Below are 20708 nucleotides of genomic sequence, written 5' to 3'. Positions count from 1 at the left end.
AATTTTTATTATTCTATTAAACTATAAATCAATATTGTTGAGCAAATGCTAAGATGCTTCCTTGGGTCTTGAATTGAATTCGGCTACTGTTATACACTTTCTATCATCTACAAATTTATATTGTTTGGACCAGTAAACTAGCTGCTCAATTTTAATATCGCTTCTTTTATGAGATAGTATATGGATGTCACTTTGAGAAATACTTTTGTATACATGTGCTTTGTTTCCATGTTTTCTCAGGTTTCTGATAAGAGCATAGTTTGGTAAGACATTTCTTGTTAGAGATCTTTTCCAATTTTCCGCAAACTCATTATCGTAGATGCAAAGCGCCATAAATAACCAACGTACATGATGAAAACAGACTTGTTCAAGAAAAAATGGCTTCTCTCTTTGCCATAAATGCTTAAGAGCAACATATAGCATAACACTTATATAATTCCCTTTTTTCCCTGCAAGAAAACCAATTCTCATATTAAATATTGAAGGTTCTGAGAAAGCAAAAAAGTTGCTATTTTTCTTTTCCAACTGTTCTATATAAAACTGTGCATCCTCTCTACACCATAAATCTGCATCTATATATACCCCGCCATATTTTGCTAATAGCTCAAACCGTAATACATCAATCTTATTGCACCATTTCCGAACATACTTAAAGTATGATAGATCTAATTTGTCGAACTTAATTATGTTTCTTTCATTCAACAATATCACATTATTGCTTGAATTTTCTAGTTCTTTACTACACCATTTTATTAATTTGGGAGATAGATTGTGGCCCGAGTTCCAAAAAGAAAAAATATGATTATCTCTGGAATCATGTAGTCTATCTATCTTGAATACTTCTTCATGACATAATCTTCGGATCAAGTTATAATTATGCTCTAGCCATGAAAAGATTACTAAAAATTCTTTCTCTTCTCTATTGCTTAATTCAAGATACTTATACTTTTCAGCTTCTTTACGCTTCCCTGATCGAAAAAACTTGAAATTTAAATATAAAATAATTACCAATGCCCTCATTTTTATCAAAATAGGTTTAAAGAGCATCTTGATTGTCTTAAGTATCTTTGAGTGTATCACACACTGTAAAAACCTCTAGTCACCATTTGAGATTAATTGATAAATATTATGCCCTGAATCTATAGAATAGGGCTTAAAACAGCAATTAACTGCAGTGTTGTATTTTTATTGAGGACACAAATTTATGTATTCTTGAATATGCTGGTTGGCCATTCTGCTTATAGAATAATATTCACAAAGTTTCCTGTATTCTTTCGATTTTAATTTGTGTGATGGTTTTGCTAGTTTATCTAACGAATTAAATATATCTACCCACTCCTGTATATTTCTTGGATCAACAAATTCACCGTATAGACCTGCAACCTCCCAGTGAACAGATATTTTTGAACAAATAACAGGGACATCCGCAGACAATGCTTCAACAAGGGGCAAGCTAAAACCTTCGCCGATAGAAGGTACAACGACTGCCTTGGCATATGTATACAAGTACCATAATTCTTCATCACTTACATTCATTTGCTGTACATGTGTCGACAACCCAAGTGCATTAATTAGTTTTTTTTCTTCTTTAACAAAGCTACCACCACCAGCAAAGATAAGCTTCAAATTATTGCGCTTCGGACTGCACTTTGCAAATGCTTCTAGTAATATAGAAGCATTTTTGCAACCTGTTCTTGATCCAATGTATAGCAAATATTCTCTGCCGTCTAAATAAAAAACTCCTGGTTTTTTCTTATCGCTATGGGAGTTAAATCTGGAGTGAAGATGTATTACCTTAAGGCGTGTAGATAGTTGTGGCATAGTTTCTAACAAATCTTCTGCAGAAGCCTTGCTTACAGAAACGATTAAATCACTTTCACTCAACCATTCTCTTTTGTTAAGATGTGGGTTTTTTCGAAAATATCTAGGATACTTTTCAGGATTCATGTCGTGCAATGTAGATACAAGGATTGCCTTAGAATTCTTACGGTAAGGTCTTCCCATATAGTAAGTCGCATGATGTACATCGACTTTTGAAGAAATCCTAATCCTGGGATTTAACGACTCTAAAGCCTTAATATAAAAACGGGCATTAATTGAATTAAGATTTACTCCTATTCCCTCTTCTGAAAGATAAGAGTTTTGATGTTTTTGAAATAAGAGAAGAGCTGAAATCTTATTGTCTTGACGTTTTTTTATTTCAAAATAAAGATCAGAAAAATATCTACTTATACCTCCGTGCTTTTGACGAAGAAATGCTTGCCTATCGAAGCCGACGTGCAATGGTACATCAAGGATCTTTCAACAATTTTACAGCACAAAGTGACTGGTAATGCCAATACGTCTAGCTTTTCAAAGCATCTATTGAAATTGGTCATGTACCAATTCTGAACTTCATTGATGTGTAATAATGGATTCTATCATTGTACCAATCCACTCGATTTTTTAACTCATAAATAGAATGGCCTATATATTTGATCATGCTTTTACTATGTAGTGCCATAATAGCAGAGACAATAATTACAATATTTATCTCAAAAATTAATCAATTAATAAATTTTTAATGGAATAATTGACTTGTAAACCATGGCGCTGTTCTCGTCTACTCGATTATCTTAACACTGTTAAGTACTTCCCGATGAGACTAATCGGTAAAAATTAAATAAGTGCGTTTTGGTAGTGAAAAGCTGATCTGTTTGCATGGTCGAGATATATTAATTGGTCGGCAACTGTTCTCGACCGTGCATAAAGCCCATTGTAGAATAACAAATATTTTTATATTTGGAAACTTGTATACTATCGTACTGTGACCATCCATCAAAAAGTAGAGTTGGTTTCTTATTCAGGAGATGCAAAAGCTCATCAGAAATGTTATTGGGATTGTTATTCATGATCATTACTATTTCGCATTTATTGCATGAGTCATCAAAACTAGTTTGTTCAAACGGTAAATGATCTAACTTATTTGATGGCACAAGATGGTCATATATATAAACTTTAGCTCCCCTTTTTTTTAGTCCATAAGCAAGATCAATGGATGAAGATCCACGTAAATCCATTGTTTGCGGCTCACCCTTAAATGCAATACCAATAATAAGAATGGAGTAAGTTTCTAAGCTGCGATTATTCCTTTCCGCATATTCATTAGCAAGAGATAGAGGATAAAGTCCCGAAAGCTTATTTATGGTTCTCCCTAGTGATGCTAATTCAGAATGAGTATGTTCTTTTGGGCACGTTGATGCATATAAGTATGGATCTTTTGACAAACAATATCCTCCAACACCAGGACTAGGCAACGCGATTGGATCCCTAGGATAGCCATCATTGGCGGCCTCTATTACCTCTCGTGCAACTAGATTGTAGTTATCAGCAAGTAAACTAAATGAATTTGAAAAAGCAAATCGAAGATCCCTGTATGAGTTATTTAACAACTTGACGAATTCCGCAGCTTCAACGGAACTTACAGGGACAACACTATTTGAAATGTTGGACCAAAACTGTGATGACTTCTCTACACAACGTTTCGATATTCCGCCTACAATTTGCGGTAACTGAGATAGCTCATCCATAGCGCGTCCCTCAACTGTTCTCTCAGGCGTGAAGGCTAAATAGTATTCATCGCCGCAGCGCAACCCAGATTTCTTTGTAAGTACCTTTGAAGCAATGTTTCTCGTTGTTCCAACTGGAACTGTTGACCTTAGCATTACAAGATCATTGGTCGACAGATTATCGCCTATAACATTTAACGCGGCTTTGATATAATTCAAATCAGGGATATCGTTTTTAGTTGGGGTTCCTACAGAAATGATATATATGTTACAAAGACTTATATCTTTTGAGTTGTGTGTTAAAAATAAAGATTTTTCGTCTAGTACTTTATCTAACATATCTTTTAAGCGTGGCTCATAAACCGTCACTTCTCTTTCTGCCAAGCTATCAATAAGTTCTTGATTGGTATCGTAGCCAATTACACTTATACCAAGGCTGGCAATCTTGACAGCCAGAGTAAGTCCGACAAATCCTAAACCTGCTATACATACTGTATAATTTGTATCAAGATTAAACTCTGCCAAGGAATATATATCTATTATATCCAATATCCTCTGTTTTTCATCAATGATTGGAACGTATCTTACAAGCTTCCCAGAAGTGCTTTTCCTTTTATTTACTTCTAATCTTACTTCCTGAAGTAGCTCTGAGCGTGGTAGTGATTCTTTATACGCTATAGGATTTCTATTCATATGATCACTTACTGGTATGTGAGTATCTGTACATTGTGATATAGCTTTAATGATATCTGAATCAGTCAAGACTCCACGTAGCTGCCCCTTGTTATTTTGCACAAATATAACACCTGGAAACTTATCTTTTTGTCCATTTATCCTCTTGATTACATCATCAAGAAAATCCTGCTCATAACAAATCAAAAAACGTGATAGTTTTTCGCTCATAGTGGTGTTTCCTCCCAGTTGTTAATAACTTCCGAGTAATGATTAGTGTATCCTTTCCGCAATGAAGCAAAACGCCCCCTGTAATAGGATCTATTTATTAATTCATCTGGAGACAGCAATCTTTCAGATGAACCAATCATCTGCTCCCATTCAGGGCATCCAGTCAATAGCTCATCAATTTGCTCATCTGTTGATTTCTTCGCAAAATTAATAATATCGGCTGTTTCTTCTAATCCAACTGATACTGGTCCATCTTTAGTCTCTTCGGCACTTAGGATCGAAAAATGCCTTTCAATAATTTTTGCGCCTAGATAAATTGCAGCTTTCGATGCATATGTTCCATCATTTGAGGGATTGCTGTGGTCACTGTATCCCACTCTTGAGCACAATTCTTGGAGTCTTTTTATGCGGCTTAGATTGCTATTGCTCATTGGTGTTGGATACTGTGTTACACAATGCAAGAGTGAATATGGCTTTGATGATTCTTTTAAAATAGATATTGTGTGCATTAGCTCGTCTTCAAATGTTGCGCCTGTAGATACTATTAGTCCATCAAACTTATCAGCCAACTCTCTTATTAAAGGATAAGACGCACAATCGTAACTTGCTACTTTGATTTCACGAAATCCCTCATCAATTATCCTGGGTATAGTATCTCGTGTAAAACAAGTCGTTACTGGGATTAAACCTAGTTGATCCCTCACATGACCCACAAATCTTTCGTAGTCCCTAGTCGTTAATTCCAGTCCCTTTAGGCGTTCAAATTCTCTCTCCCATGGACGGAATAGCGACCTCGCTGCTTTATTGTCCTCCTCGAACTGAGGGCGATAGACCAGTTTGTCTGCAAATATATGCTGGACTTTGACATGAGTCGCACCAGCTTTAGCCGCAGCATCAGCCATCTTCATAAGCATGTCTACAGAACCATTGTGGTTTTGGCACAACTCTGCTATGAAGAAAAATTCCGCCACTTTTTAATTAATTCTTGTAGTTATCATAACAAATTCTTGCCAGCTCAAGGTCTTCTTTTTTATCAATATCTATTGCAGTATGAGGAGGGACTACCACACCCATGCAATCATCTGATATGAGTGTATTATCCTCCATTACTACTTTCCTTCGGCTCATGTAAACGCTGCCAGCCCTTCTAAAAACCGGTGGCAGCTTCTGACGTGGACGCATATCATCAAAACCCTGATCAATATAATTGATTAGTTTTCCATCAGAAAGCATTCTCTTCATTTTAAATGGATGCGTAGAGACTGTTGTTACTGTTACTGCACTAAGTGACTTCTTCTCAAGCAATTTCTTGTAGCATTTCATGATGTCTTGCCATCTAACAAGAGGTGATGTTGGCTGCATATAGCAAATAATCTCATACTGAGTATTGCTTGCCAGTTCCATAAAATTTACCGCATGCTGCACTACGGGCAATGATTCAACATCATCACCACATAAATAACTTGGTCTTACGAAAGGAGCATCAACTTTATTCTTCAGTGCGATATCTATGATTTCTTGTCCATCTGTGCTTACTACAATCCTTGATCCATGTATTTGTGATGCTGCAGTTTTTGCAGCACGAATTGTATGTTCTACTAATGTAATCCCTCCAATTTCACATAAATTTTTGTTCTTTATACCCTTTGAACCCATTCTTGCAATTATTACAAATAATACTGAATTAGCCACGCCGAGATCCAATGTCCTTTTATTATATCACATTATAATCTCCTTGCTTTTGACTATTTTCAATTTCAAATAAGATCTAAGTTTTGCTGTTTTAAGCATTTACAACATAAATCCTTTATTATTTAGCTTATCGTTTGCATCTAGCCAATACTATTGTGCTTTTATTGGCAGTATCTCGATTATTATTTTAACTTCTTCCTTAGTGCATTACTCACGTAAACTCTATTTATCCATCCTTTCGCTTTATTTTCTTAAAATATGAAACGCACGTCTTTGTAAAATTCCTGATGTTGTATAGTAAGTAATTCTTGAGAATAGGTAATGAAAAGCTTAGGGAGAGCTTATAGTGTTTTTTAATAAGGAATAAACCAATTCTTGCTATATCTCTATCCCTCGATAATTTGAGAGAAGGATTGAGATCATTTGTCATTATATAATCTATAAGGAAGGGACCTCTAGATCCTAAAACTATATTCCATGGTCTTATATCACCATATCCAGATTTATCTCCTTTTGATAACTCATCTATTTGAGCCCTTATTGTCATAAATATCCTTCGAGTATTTGGCGAAAGAATGGGTCCTAGTTGATAACAGTCAACTAGATTTATGCCTGGAGTTGCTTCAATTTCTTTATCCAAGTGATGTTTGTAATATTTTAATTCTTTATTGGATCTTATCTCATATTTTCGTTGAGAGTAAGGATAGCCGATGTATGGGTAGTATGCTTTACGTTCGTATTCATTCTCATAGCAATGGTAATAGCAGCGCTTCCTGTTATCATCTGTATGTATATCAGACTCAAATGTTAGTTTCTTAAAGTAGGGCTTTAATTGTCTCATGAAATCAATATCAATTGATTCAATACCTTTTTTTCCGCAGACATCTTTTTCCTCCGCATGAGGCATTTCAATTATTATTGATTTACATACTTTTGATAGTGCTTTCAACACCTTTCTTGGTTGATCGAAATGATGAATTACTGAAAGTACAAGAACATGGTCAAAATAAACACATGCTTTATAGGCTTCATCTAACCAATTTAGGTTCATAGAAGCATTTATCAATACAATATTACTTATTTTTGAGTCAGTTATAAGCTGGCGCTGTAGATTTGCATAATGCGGAGAAGACTCAACAGATACGATTAGGCTATTCTTAAATTCGTTTGCTATCTTTATCGAAAAATATCCGGCATTTGAGCCAATATCTAGAATCGTCTGATTGTCACCTATCAGGTGCGATATTGCATTAAATCTATCTTCACAATTGTTCCTTAGGCCACTTGCCAAGACCTTATCTTTTAAGATTATTGGTTGATATACTTCGGGAAGCGAACTGATTAGCCGCTGATAGAGTCTTGACACGATTCAATTACGATCCATTAGTTTTAGCTGGCTTACTCTTATCAAATAATATATTTCAGCCCCAAACCAAGGTTTTGCTCTCCTTGAGAATCGTTTCTCATATTTAACATTTGGTAACATGTTGGGAGGTGATATGAGCCTATCACAGTCGATTTCATTGCAGACATTTGATTCTAACCATCTTGGTTTTCTTTTAATATTAGTACCATCATCATTGCAGCCCAAATTTTTGATAAGTGACTTTGATGGAATGACGCATAGTTGATTATTTATTGCTCTAGTGTATGCCCATTGATAGTCCCATGTACTTATTTTGCCATTATAAGTTTTCTCATATGCAATATACCTTTGATTTCTCAAAAGAGAACTAATATATTGGTACTGTAGCTGATTCTTACTCATAATATCCGGCCAGTCGTGCATACTTATGTCGTAGTTCTGCCATGCTCTTTTCCATGTAGCCCATCCCCATACACTACCAAGGTACGAGTAAAAATAATCGTACTTCATCGCCCTATCTATATTTAGCGGATTAAAGCCACATATTTGTGCTATTCGGCTATCGTGTCGATATTTTGCGAGCATTTTCTCACAGAAGAAAAAAAAGCTTTCAGATGGTAAACAGTCATCCTCAATTATGATTGCCTCCTCCTCATTATTGAATAACCAATCTATTGCATCACTTACTGCATTTTTGCATCCGACATTATTAACTCTTTTTAAGGTGCGAATATTGCAACTCCAGTTAATATTTTCTATTATTGATTCTACTTCAGATATTAGTTTTATATCTTTTTCATTATTTTTACGTGGTCCATCAATAGCTACATATATTTTGCTTGGTCTTACAACTTGTAAAGCATCAATTACTTGTTGAGTTTCTTTTGGGCGATTGAATAGAAGAAGAAGAACCGGGGTTTCGAACATGTTGTGTTTAAGATCACATTGTTTGATTCTAATTAAAATCTAGCTTTTTTCTGTCTTCTATGCTATAAACATTTGCATAATCTTTCCCGTTTAACTCTTTAAGTCTAGTTTAGTATAGTTTTTAGGCCTTTAAAGACCTTGTCTTTACTCTTTTTTATTTTATCATCTGGTGGTGCTATAAGGTGAATCTTGTTCTTTCTGAATGATAGTATCATTGAGGAGTAGTAACCTATATAACTCATATTGGCTTGTATAGTTATCAGTTCACCCGGTAAAAGAGAATATTTTGGATCAATAAACTTTACCCTCTCTTTGAACTGAAGAGGATGATTTATTCTATCTTTGGGAGCAAGCTTGGCTACCACAAACGAACTTTCGATAATTGGTAAAAACTGTTCGAACCACCGTCCATAAGCTGTCGTATTTAATTCACTTAGGCATGGGTGAAAATAACAATTATCAAAATCCTTATAATTCAAATCATCGTAGATTTCAGTGATGTACTTTGCGCACTTTTTATAGCCCTGCTGCAACATCTGTTGGTCTAATACACAAAAATATTTTGAATTCCCTATATACTCCTTTAAATTGACTGACTGTGACCCCAGTAAGTATCTTCTTGATATATTTAGTTTTTTCATTATATTAATTGCGTGCATATGTAGATATGGCTTTATTCCATATCGATAAAGTGACCATGGCAAACGCGTTCCAAATTGAGAGAAGCAAGATGCACCTTCCGGAAAAATATGTAACTTTGAGTTTTTTATCTTATCTTTCAAGAATAGAATACAATTTTCTGTTATCAAGTTGCATTCATCAATAGGTACTCCACTTGGGTATTCATACTTTACTTCCTGTCCTTTTTTTCGGTTCTCTCGAGGTGGACATTCCCATGTGAATGGACCGTGAAACTTTATTTTTTTATTAAATGATGCAGCAATTTGTTTGGCATAGACTTTTCTTAGTTCTATATCCGCCGAATATCTTTCAGTGTTATATGTATTTTGATATAGAAGATAATTAATATCTTCCGAATCGTTAACTAAATTCGATGCACATAGATTGAGTAGAGGTGTTAGACCAGTGCATATTATGGACAAAAGCCTTCGAAATCCTTATTCACTATAGATTCTACCACCCCAGCATTGTACTGCATCTCCTTGTTTCCTTTTTCATAAATACATCTGATGTCTATCTGATGTGGCAATACATCGTTCAATATTCCCAAGCCTGGCCTACATATACAAGCTTTTAACCTGCTGAACATTTCAAATGAATACGTCGCCTTCTTCATCCATTTAGGATGCATAATAGGCATAAGCTCTGAATCCACATATACTTCTCTATATGCTATATTCCCAGTCTTGATAATTTCGCTAATAATTTTGTGGTACCTATCTCTCGCTGCATCTGTTGTTCCGCAAGTAATTAGTAGTGAATCCCTTTTTTCCTTGTCAATCCTTTTCAGAGCTTCCATATCCTTATCCTTCAGATAGGGCTTCACAGGCCTAAATCCCGGTTGACATCTTACTTTTGGCATTGAAAAATATTGGCAACCTATTATTTCCGGCTTGTACTCACTCAATAGTCTGTCGCACAATAATCCATATGATTCCGATATATTCGGTATGATATCGTGCCAAAAAAATTGAGCCGATATTATTGCATCATTCCGGATTAGGAGTATTTCTGGCAAGTTGTCACATATTATTTTATCATATTTTTCTATAGGTGGTAGTCTATTTACCCAATCTGGTACTCCAGAACTGCTTATATCTTTTAGACTTTTAATTGTCATTCTTGTCTCAAAATTGATATTTTCTATGTTTTCCAGAATTGGAGTCACATTTCTAATTTTTGCAATTGAATTTTTTGGCGCAAATATTGTTGGCGTGTACCCCTTCGGCATTTCACGTTCAGCTATTATTATTGATCTCCGTAAATGACCTAAGCCATTATCGCACACTATAATCGCTAATTTTTTCTCCATTACCTACATTAATCTATTTCTATCATACCTCTTTCTTCCCTCTTGCATGACCTCAACTTTTATCCTCCTTTTCCCACTTATTAAGCCTTCCTTTCTCCAACTTGTACACGCTCTCGCAGTATTTAATTGATGACAGTCTGTGTGCAACCATAATTATTGTCATATCTTTGTAGCTATGTAGCAATGATTTCATTAACACTCCCTCGGTTTTATCATCTAAAGCACTTGTAGCTTCATCCAATATCAAAACTTGTGCATCCTTATAGAGTGCCCTGGCAATTCCTAATCTTTGACGTTGCCCTCCACTTAACTTTACCCCATTTTCGCCTACTAAATGACTGTATTTATCATCAAGGCTATCAATAAATCCTGATATTTGAGCCCTTTTGGCTACGTATTTAACTTTATCCATATCAATATCTCTTTCTGGAATACCAAATGCTATATTCTTTGCGATAGTACTGTCTATTAAATAGATTGATTGAGGTACATGTGCCACGCTATTTCTCCAACTTTTTAAATTCATACTTTTGTCGCCATCATTAATATCTTTTCCATTTACCATTATTTTCCCAGAAGTTGGCTGTATTAATCCCATCAGCATATCAATTGCTGTGCTTTTACCACTACCCGTAGTTCCAATAATTGCTACTTTTTCGCCAGACTTTATTTCAAAGTTTACATTATCAAGAATTTTTCTTTCATTGGTACTGTACTTAAAGCATAAGTTTCTCATCTCAATTTTTTCAACTTTTTCTATTTTGCCATAGCTTGTCATTACCGTTGATTCCTTTTCACCCCCTATAAGTATTATGACATCATATATCGCTGCATTTCGTGTATTAAATGTACTCCAATTTGTATATATCTGTTGTATTGTTGGTAATAGTCTCTGTGCGCCTAAAGCTAGTGCTCCTAACAGTGCAATAGAAGAAAGCCCTTTTTCAGGCTGGTTAACTGTAAGCACATATCCAATTATTGCAATTCCCGTTATCCCGGTTGCTTCTAATAAATATCTTGGAAATACCCCTAGGAACTTATTTCGTGCCTGTAGTTTTCGTTGAGGTAAGTCTATCTCTCTGTACAACAATGAATATATCCCTTGATGGTGTCCAAGAATAACCTCGCGTATCATGCCCAGTGACTCCTGCAAAACTTTAATTTGTTTTGATGATGCATCTGTTATCAAGCGACCGTTTAATTGTAGATCCTTTTTTACGATCAGGATTATATTCCAGTATATAATTACTAAAACTCCAATTGAAATACACGTTATTTTAAAGCTTATTGTTAGCATTCCTACCATCAGGCTTGTTGCTATAGCTGTTGATATTGTCAGTTGTAGTAGGGCATTTAGCGCAACAACTAATTGATTTACTTGTGTTGTTATCGTACTTATGATTTTACTTGTGTTGGTATTTATATGGTATTGATAGTTTCTCTGTAAAACCTTGTTGAACGCCATGCAGCTTATATCGGATCCGATCTCGGATGCTACCTTTCCATTTGCCCATACATTTAATACTCTTATGCATGAAGATGCTATTGTTGCCACTATAAATAAAATTGTAGCTGGTGCCAATAACCCCTCTTTTGATGTAATCTCCAATAAACCTGAAATATTTTGAACAATAGGTACATTCCAAATTTTCTCTGGTTGACTGATTACTGCTAGAAAAGGTATGACGGTACCTAATGATATAAGCTCAGCTAGTGCACTCACAAAGGCTAATATTACTAACAATGACAGTTGTATTCTTCGCTTAGCCTTTAACATTTCCCATATTATTAAGAACAGCATCATTGTTGAACTTCTGCTCTTAGATCTTTTTATCATTCTTTTTTTTTTCTGTTCTCTAAATTTTAGCACGCATTCCACCAATCGTTTCAACACTTTTTGGTATTAATTTTTTCTATTCTTCTCTTCACCTTACATTTAGTCTCCAACTTACATTTATCTATGTCTTCTCCTGAATCGATTTAGTTTTTCTGTGTATTATCTCTTTCCCCAACTCTCTGCTTTTTTCATTCTTTCAACTTTGTGATTGAACGTATCCATATTTATTATGTAGCTGATCATCATATTCCTTTTCCTTTAGTTTATTTGTTATTACTTCACCTCCCCTCTTTTATCTTACTATCAACTTTCACTCTTTCTGATAATTTGAGTTAATCATTGGTATGCATTATCCCTTTTGATATTTCACCTACTCTATTTTAACTTACCTAGTTTACTCAATCCCTCAGTAACTTTTCATTTACTCCTCATTAGATGCTCGCTATTACTGTTATGTTCGATTTTATCTGATGCTCTCATACTGTTTTTTCTTTATTTCTATGATCATATCTTGATGTCTGCATTATCGCTCTTTGCCTCAATTGTGTATTTATTATAAGTTTAGTCTTCTACTCCTTCTTTTCACTTTTGTTTTTAATATTTTGCCACCTTATTGGCTCTTTGCTTGTTTGTGTATTATAATAAAACATATACTTTTCTCCTTGTTTTTGTTTCTGTTTTCATGAATATTGCAGCACTTTGTGCCTCTCATAACCGTTCTCACCTCACTCTTCGTTCAGTTCAACAAGTTTTTTATCAGCTTAAATCAACTGGTTTTCACTTTACGATCTTTGTTGTTGATTCTGAATCTGACGACGATACAGTAATTGTACTAAACAAACACCTACCATTAGTTCAAATTATTCCTGCTAAATCAGATGACTTCTGGGCCCGTGCAATGTCTAAAGGCTTTGATTTTATCTCCACTCACTATAATTTCGATCATCTTTTGGTCTTTAACGACGATATTGATCTTTTTGATAATGCCATTCCACAGCTTTTTAAAGAGTTAGAATTTAACACTAAAACAACTGATGATCAAATTGTCATATGTGGTTCCTTTCTTGACAAAACTCTCTCTTTTGTTTCTTATGGTGGTTTAAAAAGAGTGTCTCGATATCTATTCAAATTCTCTAAACAGACACCCTCATTTGAATGTTGTATTCAAGTTGATACTCTTAACATGAATCTTGCTTTGATTCCCCGTATTTGTCTTTTACATGATGATTTTCTGTATCATGCATACCAACATGGATATGCTGACTACGATTTTGGCTTACAATTTTCGAAACGAGGCGGGAAAATACTTCTTTGTAAAGGCTATCAAGGAATCTGCGAGCATCACCCCCCTTCGCAAATCCATTCAAAATCCTTTCTTATCAGTTCTTTTTTAAGGCTCAAGCATATTTGTCATATTAAACGCCAGCCTCCTAAATATCGTCTTCTTTATTGTTGGCGCAATTCTGGTCTTCTTTGGCCGTTTTATTTCCTAATCCCCTATCTAAGAGCTTTCCTATCCTCTCATGAATAAGCCATCTCTTCACACTCTATCTCTTTTTGCTCTCCCTTTTTTCTTCCTTTTATCATGCTTTAAACTTTCATATTTTAATTTTGATATCTTCATTATCCCTTTTGTCGCCATTTATTCTGCATCATTACGCCTTTGGCGTTCCCCTTTGATACTTCTAATCATGACATATATTGGTTTTTATATTGTTCTCAAATATCCCTCCTATGAGAATTTAGGCTATCTTTTGAGATACATTTCTTCCTTGCTTTCTTTGCTATTACCTTTGTCGCTTGCATTTTCACACAATCAATCTCGTGTCAATGCCTCTCATCGCGTCCATAGTCTATATCTCCACACTTTTTCCGTTTTGTTGATATCTGCTTTAATTATTTTTTTCACTCGTCCGACATTTGGTTTAGGTTTTCCCTTGTATACCTCGTCTATGCTTGATAGGCACGTATATGGGCCTGCACTTGGCTTTATCTTCGGATCTTTGACCTTCTCCATCATTGGTGGAAGTTTTAAATTTAACTCCCCATTTAAGTTTTACATTTATTACATTCCCCAGTATCTTCTTCTCTTACTCTGTTTAATTTCAGGCCTCCTGACTGGCTCTAGAGCTTTCTTGCCTATTGTTTTTCTCATGAGTTTGTCTGCTTTTGTCTACAAAAATCCCTCTTTTTACATATCCCTTTCGCGCCTTTTTGTTATTAGAAAGCAATTATCTATCCTTGTCCTTTCTATTGTCTCATTAATTACTCTGTCATTTTTTTATGTGTCCTCCATTTATCCAATTGTTTACCGTTCGCTTAGTTTAATTGACCTGTTTAGTGGAAACGATCTTAGTAGATCTTCAAGGTTAAGTTTCGAATTTTTCTCTTCCAAGCTTTCTTCATTTACCCTAGCGGATTGGATTGTTGGTATATTTGATCCTAATACCTTGACTCACACTGACCAAGGCCTTTTGTTTATTCTATTGTCTTTTGGCTTACTTGGTCTCTTCGTGTTCCTTACTTCAATTTTTTATAGCATCTATTCCATTATCTCTTGCTCTCGCTTTTCTCCTCTATTTAGCCATAGACTTAGATCTATTGTCTTCGCTTGGTATGGTTCTCTTTTTCTGCTAACTGCTCTAGGAGGTGAGGTTTTTTTGATACCACGGTTTTTTCTTGTCTTCTCTTTATCCTTGCTTATTGCTTTGTTTTCAATTCCCTTTAATCGCCAAAATAACCTACATTCAAATTATAATCTATACTCTTTCTCTGATCCTTAATGAATGACATCTTAGTAGTAGCCTCAGGCGGAGGTCATTTTAGTGTTGCACTCAACATGATGAAAAAGAGCCGTTACTATTGTCGCTATATTGTTTGTGTCGATTCTCCCGATTTCATCGATATAAAAAATAGTTGGAATCTTGATATTCCTTTCTTCGCTATTCGTGAAATTGGTCGTAATCCTTTTCGAGTCTTATCTTCCTTGTTTTACGCGTACATTCTAATTAGACGTTTTAATATTAAACTCGTTTTTTCTACTGGTGCTACTATTGCTATCCCTTTCCTCATAGTTAGCCGTTTAATGAACATCCCTTCAGTTTTTATTGATACCCCTACCAGGGTCTATTCGCTCGGTCTTTCGGGTCGCCTTGCTTCTTTCCTTGCGACGAGATTTTATGTTAGGCATAGCTCAGTCTGCGACTCTAAGTATAATGTTTTCCCAACGCGATCGATTGCTTGAATATTCTTTTCCTTGTCGGTAGCTTAAACTCCCCTTTTTTTGGCGTTGAGTCTCTTATTCTTGAATCACTTCGGTTTCAAAACCCTAGTATTACTATTATAGGTAATTTTCATTGTAGTTTCGACCTTAAGTCCCTTAGTCACGTTACTCTCATTAATAGAGCCGATCCTACGAACTTTCACACTCTTATTTCCTCTGCTGATGTCATTGTTTCTCATGCCGGTATTGGTTGTACTACCCATTTAATGCGTCTCGGTAGGCAATTTCTCTGTGTTCCTCGATCACCTTTATGGTATGAGCACATTGATGACCATCAGCTTCAATGGTCTTCTTTGCTTCTTCAATGGCGAATTATTCCTTCATTTTCCTCTTCTCAGACTATTTCATCTTTTATAGACATAAGTTTAGTGGATTCTTCTGTATGGATTGAATCTTGCAATAGCTTTTTGGATTTCTATTTTGATTGGGACGCTCAAGGCCATTGCTTGGATTCAATAATTGCAGAAATGCTTTAAGTCTTTTATTGTCTTATTTAAACTGAGCTTGAACATATCTTCTTTATGTTTTTTTCTTGTGATTTTTTCTTTTCCTGATTATACTTAATTATTTCATTTGTGTCTTGGCTGTCCCCTCCTTTCTGATTGTCGTACCAACCTACAATTCTTATCGTTTATTGCCAGTACTAGTCTCATCTTTAACTTCTCAAACATACCTTAATTGGCGTGTTCTTTTTGTTGATGGTCCTTCTTCTTCTTCTCATCGTAGTTATCTGAATAATCTTGCTTCATCTGATCCACGATTCCAGTGGGTTGAACAAGACCCCTCAATGCCAGGGATTTTTGGTGCCATGAATTATGGCATTCAGTTTGCAAGATCATCTGATTGGCTTTTGTTTTGGGGATCTGATGACTGGGCCCCCGCTTCCACCGTATTGGCTCAGGCGGCATCTGTACTTTCTATGGATCAATCTTCTGGAACGCTGCCTGATCTTCTGGTTTGTGTTGGTCGTTACGTTAACGGTCTCACAGGTGATCTCAAGCGATATTCCTCTTTTACTAAACCTTGTGTGTTGGATTCCTCCTTATTCAGAAGAATTTTGTTTTGGGGTTCAACGCCACCGCATCAAGCAACTTTTTTCGGCCCTGGAGCCTACAATCTTCTTGCCTCCTATAGTTCTGGATTCAGTTTGTCTGCAGATCTCAATTATTTCCTTGAGCTGAGCCGAATGCCAGGTCTTACTGTCCGTTGTTTAGACTTGGAATTGGTACATATGAGCACTGGTGGAGTCAGTAGCCGATTCTTCTTGAGTCGATTGATTGAGGTATTCACTGCTTACTGGAATGCTTTTGGATGGCTTTGTCCTTTTTCATTTTTCAGTCGTTATGTTCGCCGTTTTAGCAATCTTTTGGCTTTCGAGAGCTAATGCATATTCATCTCTTTGGAGCTTCCACTCCATCAGGCGAGGCTTTTCGTCGCTGTGTATCCTCTACTCAGCCTTCTTGGATACTTCATTCATATTCGCGTAGTTCTCCGCTCGCGCATTTTGACCTTTGCAACCCATCTGGCTTTTTTCAAACTAGTCAGCTTGATTCTCCCTCTTTCTTGATTAGCTTTGCGCCTATATGGTTATTTGCTCCATTTCTTCATCGGCTAATTCTTGATTTTCCCGAACGCCTTAATGGTTTATCAGGTGTTGTTGCCTGTTCCTCTTCCTCGGCGATCACCAAACGATTTTCTTTCAATCGTTTTGATCGTCAACTTGTGGATCGGCTGATTACAGCCGAGGAGCAACTTTTAAAATCGTCTCAATTCCTCGACATTCCCTGTTTTGTACTTCGTCCTACCCTTGTTTATGGAAGAGTTGGTCCATATGTAGACAAAAACCTTCACCGCTTGATTCTTTTTATGCGCAGGCTTCCACTCCTTCCCTTTCCGGTTGACTCAGGCTTGCGTCAGCCTCTCCATGCCAGTCAACTTGCTGATGTTGTATTGGAGTTTGTACGCCAATTTTCTATCGGCAGCTGTAATCCTTCTGATTCGCAGATCGTTGACATCGGTGGGGATTATGAATCCAGCTATGGTTCTATTCTGAGATCCCTTCAGCAGTCACTACCGCTCACTGATTCTGCACGCCGTTGTTTTTTGCTCCCTGTTCCTAACCGTCTTTTTTATTCTTTAGCATTTCCTTTGCTCTTTCTGTCGCCCAAGTCTTTTGAGGCGGTTTTACGTGTTGGTTCTGATCTTTCTGGTTTCACCAAGGCTCATCATCTACTAAATTCCAATCCTCAATCTTTTCCTGTCCTTCCCCTTCTCTGATAAGAGTTGTTTGCAGTATTAGCCCTCTCCGCCGGAACAGCTATTTCCTCGCTGCTTCTCCGTGCACTTATCCCGAAATTGCGTGCTTCTTTTCTTGATCAGCCCAATTCCCGCAGTTCCCACCATGTCCCTACTCCGCGTGGTGGTGGCATCTCTTTTGTTTTAGTCAGTTCTGTTGCTTCACTTTTTGCGCTATTTAGTGGCCAATCCGACGTTGCCGCATTAGCCCCCTTGCTCTCCGTTTCGCTTGCTGTTGTTGGCTTGCTTGACGACCGTTATAACTTGCCAGCGTTTTGGCGCTTCTGCGTTCAGCTTTTGACTGCTTCTGCATTTCTTTATTTTAGCCCTCTTGTCCCATTCATTGCTTTCCCCGGAGTATTTAGCTCTTTATTTTTCTCTGTTGCCTTTGGCTTTCTTGTGATTGTCATAACAGCCGTAGTTAATTTTACCAACTTTATGGACGGACTCGATGGCCTGGTGGCTGGTTGCATGGCTCTGATCATTGCGGCAATGGCAATTGTTCTCGATGCGCCCTGGCCATTGTGGGCCTTGGTGGGTTCCTTGCTTGGCTTCCTGCCTTGGAACTGGAGCCCCGCCAAGGTGTTCATGGGCGACGCTGGTAGTACCTTTCTTGGTGCGGTGTTCGCTTGCCTAGTGCTTCAGGCCACCAGCTGGGCAGATGCGTTTGGCTGCCTTCTGGTAGCCACACCCCTCCTGGGAGATGCTTTTTTTTGTTTGCTCCGCCGTTTACTGGCTGGACATCGGGTTTTCCAGGCCCATCGTCTTCACCTTTTCCAGCGTCTGCACCAGGCCGGCTGGCCTCATTGCCGGGTCTCTCTTACTTATGTTGCGGCCACGGCATTGCTGGCTTTGGCCATGGTCACGGGAGGTTGGCCCTTGGTTTTTGTTTTTGCTGTAGTTGAGTTGTTGCTCGGAGTTTGGTTGGATCAAAAGTTCGCGGTGTCCTTCTCCGTGGCATCCAAGAGCTGATGCTTTATTCATTTTCTACCAATGCACTTTTAAATTTGCCGCCAGCCTTCAGGCGTCTTCTGCTTGTAGCTATAGATGCGATTTTTCTGCCCTTAGTGGTTTGGCTGAGCTTTTGGATGCGATTATCGCACCCATTTCATGGCAGCTTCGTCAACGCTGGTAGTTGGTTGTTGATTGCCATTCTCCTCGTTGGCCTACCTATCTATGCATTAACGGGGCAATACAAAGGTCTAACTCGTTACGTGGGGAGTTCCGCCTTTTACAAGCTAGCCGTTCGCAATGGCCTTGTGGTGCTGTTCCTGGTTGTTATCGGTGTGATTCTGCGGTTGCCGATGCCTCCCCGCAGCAGCTGGGTTCTTTTGTGGTTTTTGCTCACCGGATTCACGGGTGCGGTTCGCTTTGCTCTGCGGGATGTGTTGCTCAATCTTCGTTATACCCAGCACAAGCACCAGTTGCGTGTAGCCATCTACGGCGCCGGTGAAGCCGGTGCCCAGCTGGCAGCGTCTTTGCGTTTGGCGGGCAACCACAGGATTGTCACCTTCCTCGACGACAATCCGGCCTATTGGGGCCGATCCATTAACGGTGTTGCGATTAGGCCACCCCACGTCCTGATGGAAAAGGAGAGCTCCATTGATCAGGTTCTCCTGGCGATTCCTTCTCTTCCCCGCAGTGAACGTCGCCGCATCGTCGATAGTTTTCAGCGTCTTGGCATCACCATGTTGCAGGTGCCGTCGGTGGATGACCTCACCTCTGGTCGCGCTCGCATTGATGCCTTGAGGCCAATCTTGATTGAAGATTTGCTTGGACGTGATGAGGTGCCCGCCGATCTCCAGCTGCTTGGGCCAGGTATTCGTGGTGCGGTTGTCTGCGTCACTGGTGCTGGTGGTTCGATTGGTTCAGAGCTCTGCCGTCAGATCCTGGCGTTGTCGCCGGCGCTGTTGATCCTGCTGGAGCGGAGTGAACCTGCGCTCTATGCCATCGAGCAGGAGCTTCGTTCTCTGGTGCCTGATGGCGTGCGGCTTCAGTTAGTGCTGGGCAGTGCTACCGACCCGCAGTTGCTCCAGCACTTGTTCACCGATCAGTCAGTGCAGCTGGTGTTCCATGCGGCTGCTTACAAACACGTTCCCCTAGTGGAGGCCAATCCCTTGGCGGGCCTGGCCAACAACGTGCTCTCTACAGATCAGGTTTGCCGCGCCGCAGTTTCCAGCGGTGCCTGCCAGGTGGTGCTCATCTCTACCGATAAAGCCGTGCGTCCCACCAACGTGATGGGTGCGTCCAAGCGTCTCGCCGAATTGGTTGTGCAGGCCCACGCTGCCAGGTGCAGCAGCACCTGCTTTGCCATGGTGCGCTTTGGCAACGTGCTCGCTTCCTCAGGGTCTGTGGTCCCCCTATTCCGTCGCCAGATTGCGGCAGGCGGGCCGATCACCCTCACCCATCCAGAGATCATCCGCTATTTCATGACCATCTCTGAGGCGGCCTCGCTGGTGTTGCAGGCCTCCGTGCTGGCTCAAGGTGGTGATGTCTTCTTGCTGGATATGGGTGAACCAGTGCGGATCAAAGACTTGGCCGAGCAGATGGTGCGATTGAGTGGTTTATCCCTGCGCGATGCAGCCCATCCGGATGGAGATATTGAGATTGTTTGTACCGGTTTACGACCTGGCGAGAAGCTATATGAGGAGCTCTTAATCGATGCTCAATCCCAGCCCACATCCCATCCCCTGATTTACCGGGCAGAAGAGAGATCCTTGTCTCCAGAGGATCTCTGGCCACAATTGAGTGAATTGGAAACAGCGATTGCAGCCCAGGATGTTGATCTGGCCCTTGGGCTTTTGTCACGACTGGTGCCGGAGTGGCAACGGTGCGAGACCGGATGTCAGCTATGAGCCTCTGGT

The 20708-nt window shown here is 38.6% G+C and carries 16 protein-coding genes; 6 read left to right on the top strand and 10 right to left on the bottom strand.

The genetic code is table 11. The features are described 5' to 3' along the window. Positions 1–48: 48 nt before the first annotated feature. From SynM161_RS09835 to SynM161_RS09790, 10 genes are all read right to left on the bottom strand, one after another. Entirely contained in the window at positions 49–1047 is a 999-nt protein-coding gene (locus SynM161_RS09835; protein ID WP_186541147.1) for a capsular polysaccharide synthesis protein, read from the bottom strand. A gap of 138 nt (positions 1048–1185) precedes the next feature. Continuing rightward, positions 1186–2283 carry a glycosyltransferase family 1 protein gene (locus SynM161_RS09830; protein WP_186541146.1) on the bottom strand — a complete coding sequence of 366 codons (1098 nt, stop codon included), beginning with the start codon at positions 2281–2283 and terminating at the stop codon, positions 1186–1188. 431 nt (positions 2284–2714) lie between these two features. After that, positions 2715–4451, bottom strand: a complete 1737-nt coding sequence (locus SynM161_RS09825) for a nucleotide sugar dehydrogenase (protein ID WP_186541145.1) — start codon at positions 4449–4451, stop codon at positions 2715–2717. Next, complete coding sequence (locus tag SynM161_RS09820) at positions 4448–5353, bottom strand: N-acetylneuraminate synthase family protein (RefSeq protein WP_222930176.1); 906 nt, start codon at positions 5351–5353, stop codon at positions 4448–4450. Before SynM161_RS09820 ends, SynM161_RS09825 begins: the two co-directional genes overlap by 4 nt. A gap of 76 nt (positions 5354–5429) precedes the next feature. Next, positions 5430–6143: a cytidylyltransferase domain-containing protein gene (locus SynM161_RS09815; protein ID WP_186541143.1), complete on the bottom strand. Its 714-nt coding sequence runs from the start codon at positions 6141–6143 to the stop codon at positions 5430–5432. A gap of 226 nt (positions 6144–6369) precedes the next feature. Continuing rightward, on the bottom strand, positions 6370–7509 hold the full coding sequence (locus SynM161_RS09810; RefSeq protein ID WP_186541141.1) for a bifunctional 2-polyprenyl-6-hydroxyphenol methylase/3-demethylubiquinol 3-O-methyltransferase UbiG: 1140 nt from the start codon (positions 7507–7509) through the stop codon (positions 6370–6372). 3 nt (positions 7510–7512) lie between these two features. After that, positions 7513–8436, bottom strand: a complete 924-nt coding sequence (locus SynM161_RS09805) for a hypothetical protein (RefSeq protein WP_186541139.1) — start codon at positions 8434–8436, stop codon at positions 7513–7515. 104 nt (positions 8437–8540) lie between these two features. Continuing rightward, positions 8541–9218 (bottom strand): hypothetical protein, encoded by a 678-nt coding sequence (locus SynM161_RS09800; protein WP_186541138.1) that lies wholly within the window; start codon positions 9216–9218, stop codon positions 8541–8543. A 311-nt stretch (positions 9219–9529) separates the two neighbouring features. After that, positions 9530–10348 carry a hypothetical protein gene (locus SynM161_RS09795; RefSeq protein WP_186541136.1) on the bottom strand — a complete coding sequence of 273 codons (819 nt, stop codon included), beginning with the start codon at positions 10346–10348 and terminating at the stop codon, positions 9530–9532. Between the two features lie 133 nt (positions 10349–10481). Then, entirely contained in the window at positions 10482–12320 is a 1839-nt protein-coding gene (locus tag SynM161_RS09790; protein WP_186541134.1) for an ABC transporter ATP-binding protein, read from the bottom strand. 628 nt (positions 12321–12948) lie between these two features. Here SynM161_RS09790 and SynM161_RS09785 point away from each other — a divergent pair. The 6 genes from SynM161_RS09785 to SynM161_RS09760 all read left to right on the top strand — a co-directional run bounded on the left by SynM161_RS09785 (position 12949) and on the right by SynM161_RS09760 (position 20699). Beyond that, positions 12949–13797, top strand: coding sequence for a glycosyltransferase family 2 protein (locus SynM161_RS09785; protein WP_186541132.1), 849 nt, complete (start codon positions 12949–12951; stop codon positions 13795–13797). Between the two features lie 1251 nt (positions 13798–15048). Further along, the gene (locus SynM161_RS12235; protein ID WP_186541129.1) at positions 15049–15510 is read left to right on the top strand and encodes a hypothetical protein; all 462 of its coding nucleotides are present in this window, start codon (positions 15049–15051) and stop codon (positions 15508–15510) included. Between the two features lie 619 nt (positions 15511–16129). Further along, positions 16130–16933 (top strand): glycosyltransferase, encoded by an 804-nt coding sequence (locus SynM161_RS09775; RefSeq protein ID WP_255441773.1) that lies wholly within the window; start codon positions 16130–16132, stop codon positions 16931–16933. Then, on the top strand, positions 16933–17826 hold the full coding sequence (locus SynM161_RS09770; RefSeq protein ID WP_186541127.1) for a hypothetical protein: 894 nt from the start codon (positions 16933–16935) through the stop codon (positions 17824–17826). The genes SynM161_RS09775 and SynM161_RS09770 overlap by 1 nt, the downstream gene beginning before the upstream one ends. A 6-nt stretch (positions 17827–17832) precedes the next feature. After that, positions 17833–18816 carry a glycosyltransferase family 4 protein gene (locus SynM161_RS09765; protein WP_186541125.1) on the top strand — a complete coding sequence of 328 codons (984 nt, stop codon included), beginning with the start codon at positions 17833–17835 and terminating at the stop codon, positions 18814–18816. Beyond that, the gene (locus SynM161_RS09760; RefSeq protein ID WP_186541123.1) at positions 18816–20699 is read left to right on the top strand and encodes a nucleoside-diphosphate sugar epimerase/dehydratase; all 1884 of its coding nucleotides are present in this window, start codon (positions 18816–18818) and stop codon (positions 20697–20699) included. The genes SynM161_RS09765 and SynM161_RS09760 overlap by 1 nt, the downstream gene beginning before the upstream one ends. Positions 20700–20708 lie beyond the last annotated feature (9 nt).

It is taken from the genome of Synechococcus sp. M16.1 (assembly GCF_014279895.1).
Lineage (GTDB): Bacteria > Cyanobacteriota > Cyanobacteriia > PCC-6307 > Cyanobiaceae > Parasynechococcus.
This window is presented reverse-complemented; position numbering and strand designations above follow the sequence as displayed.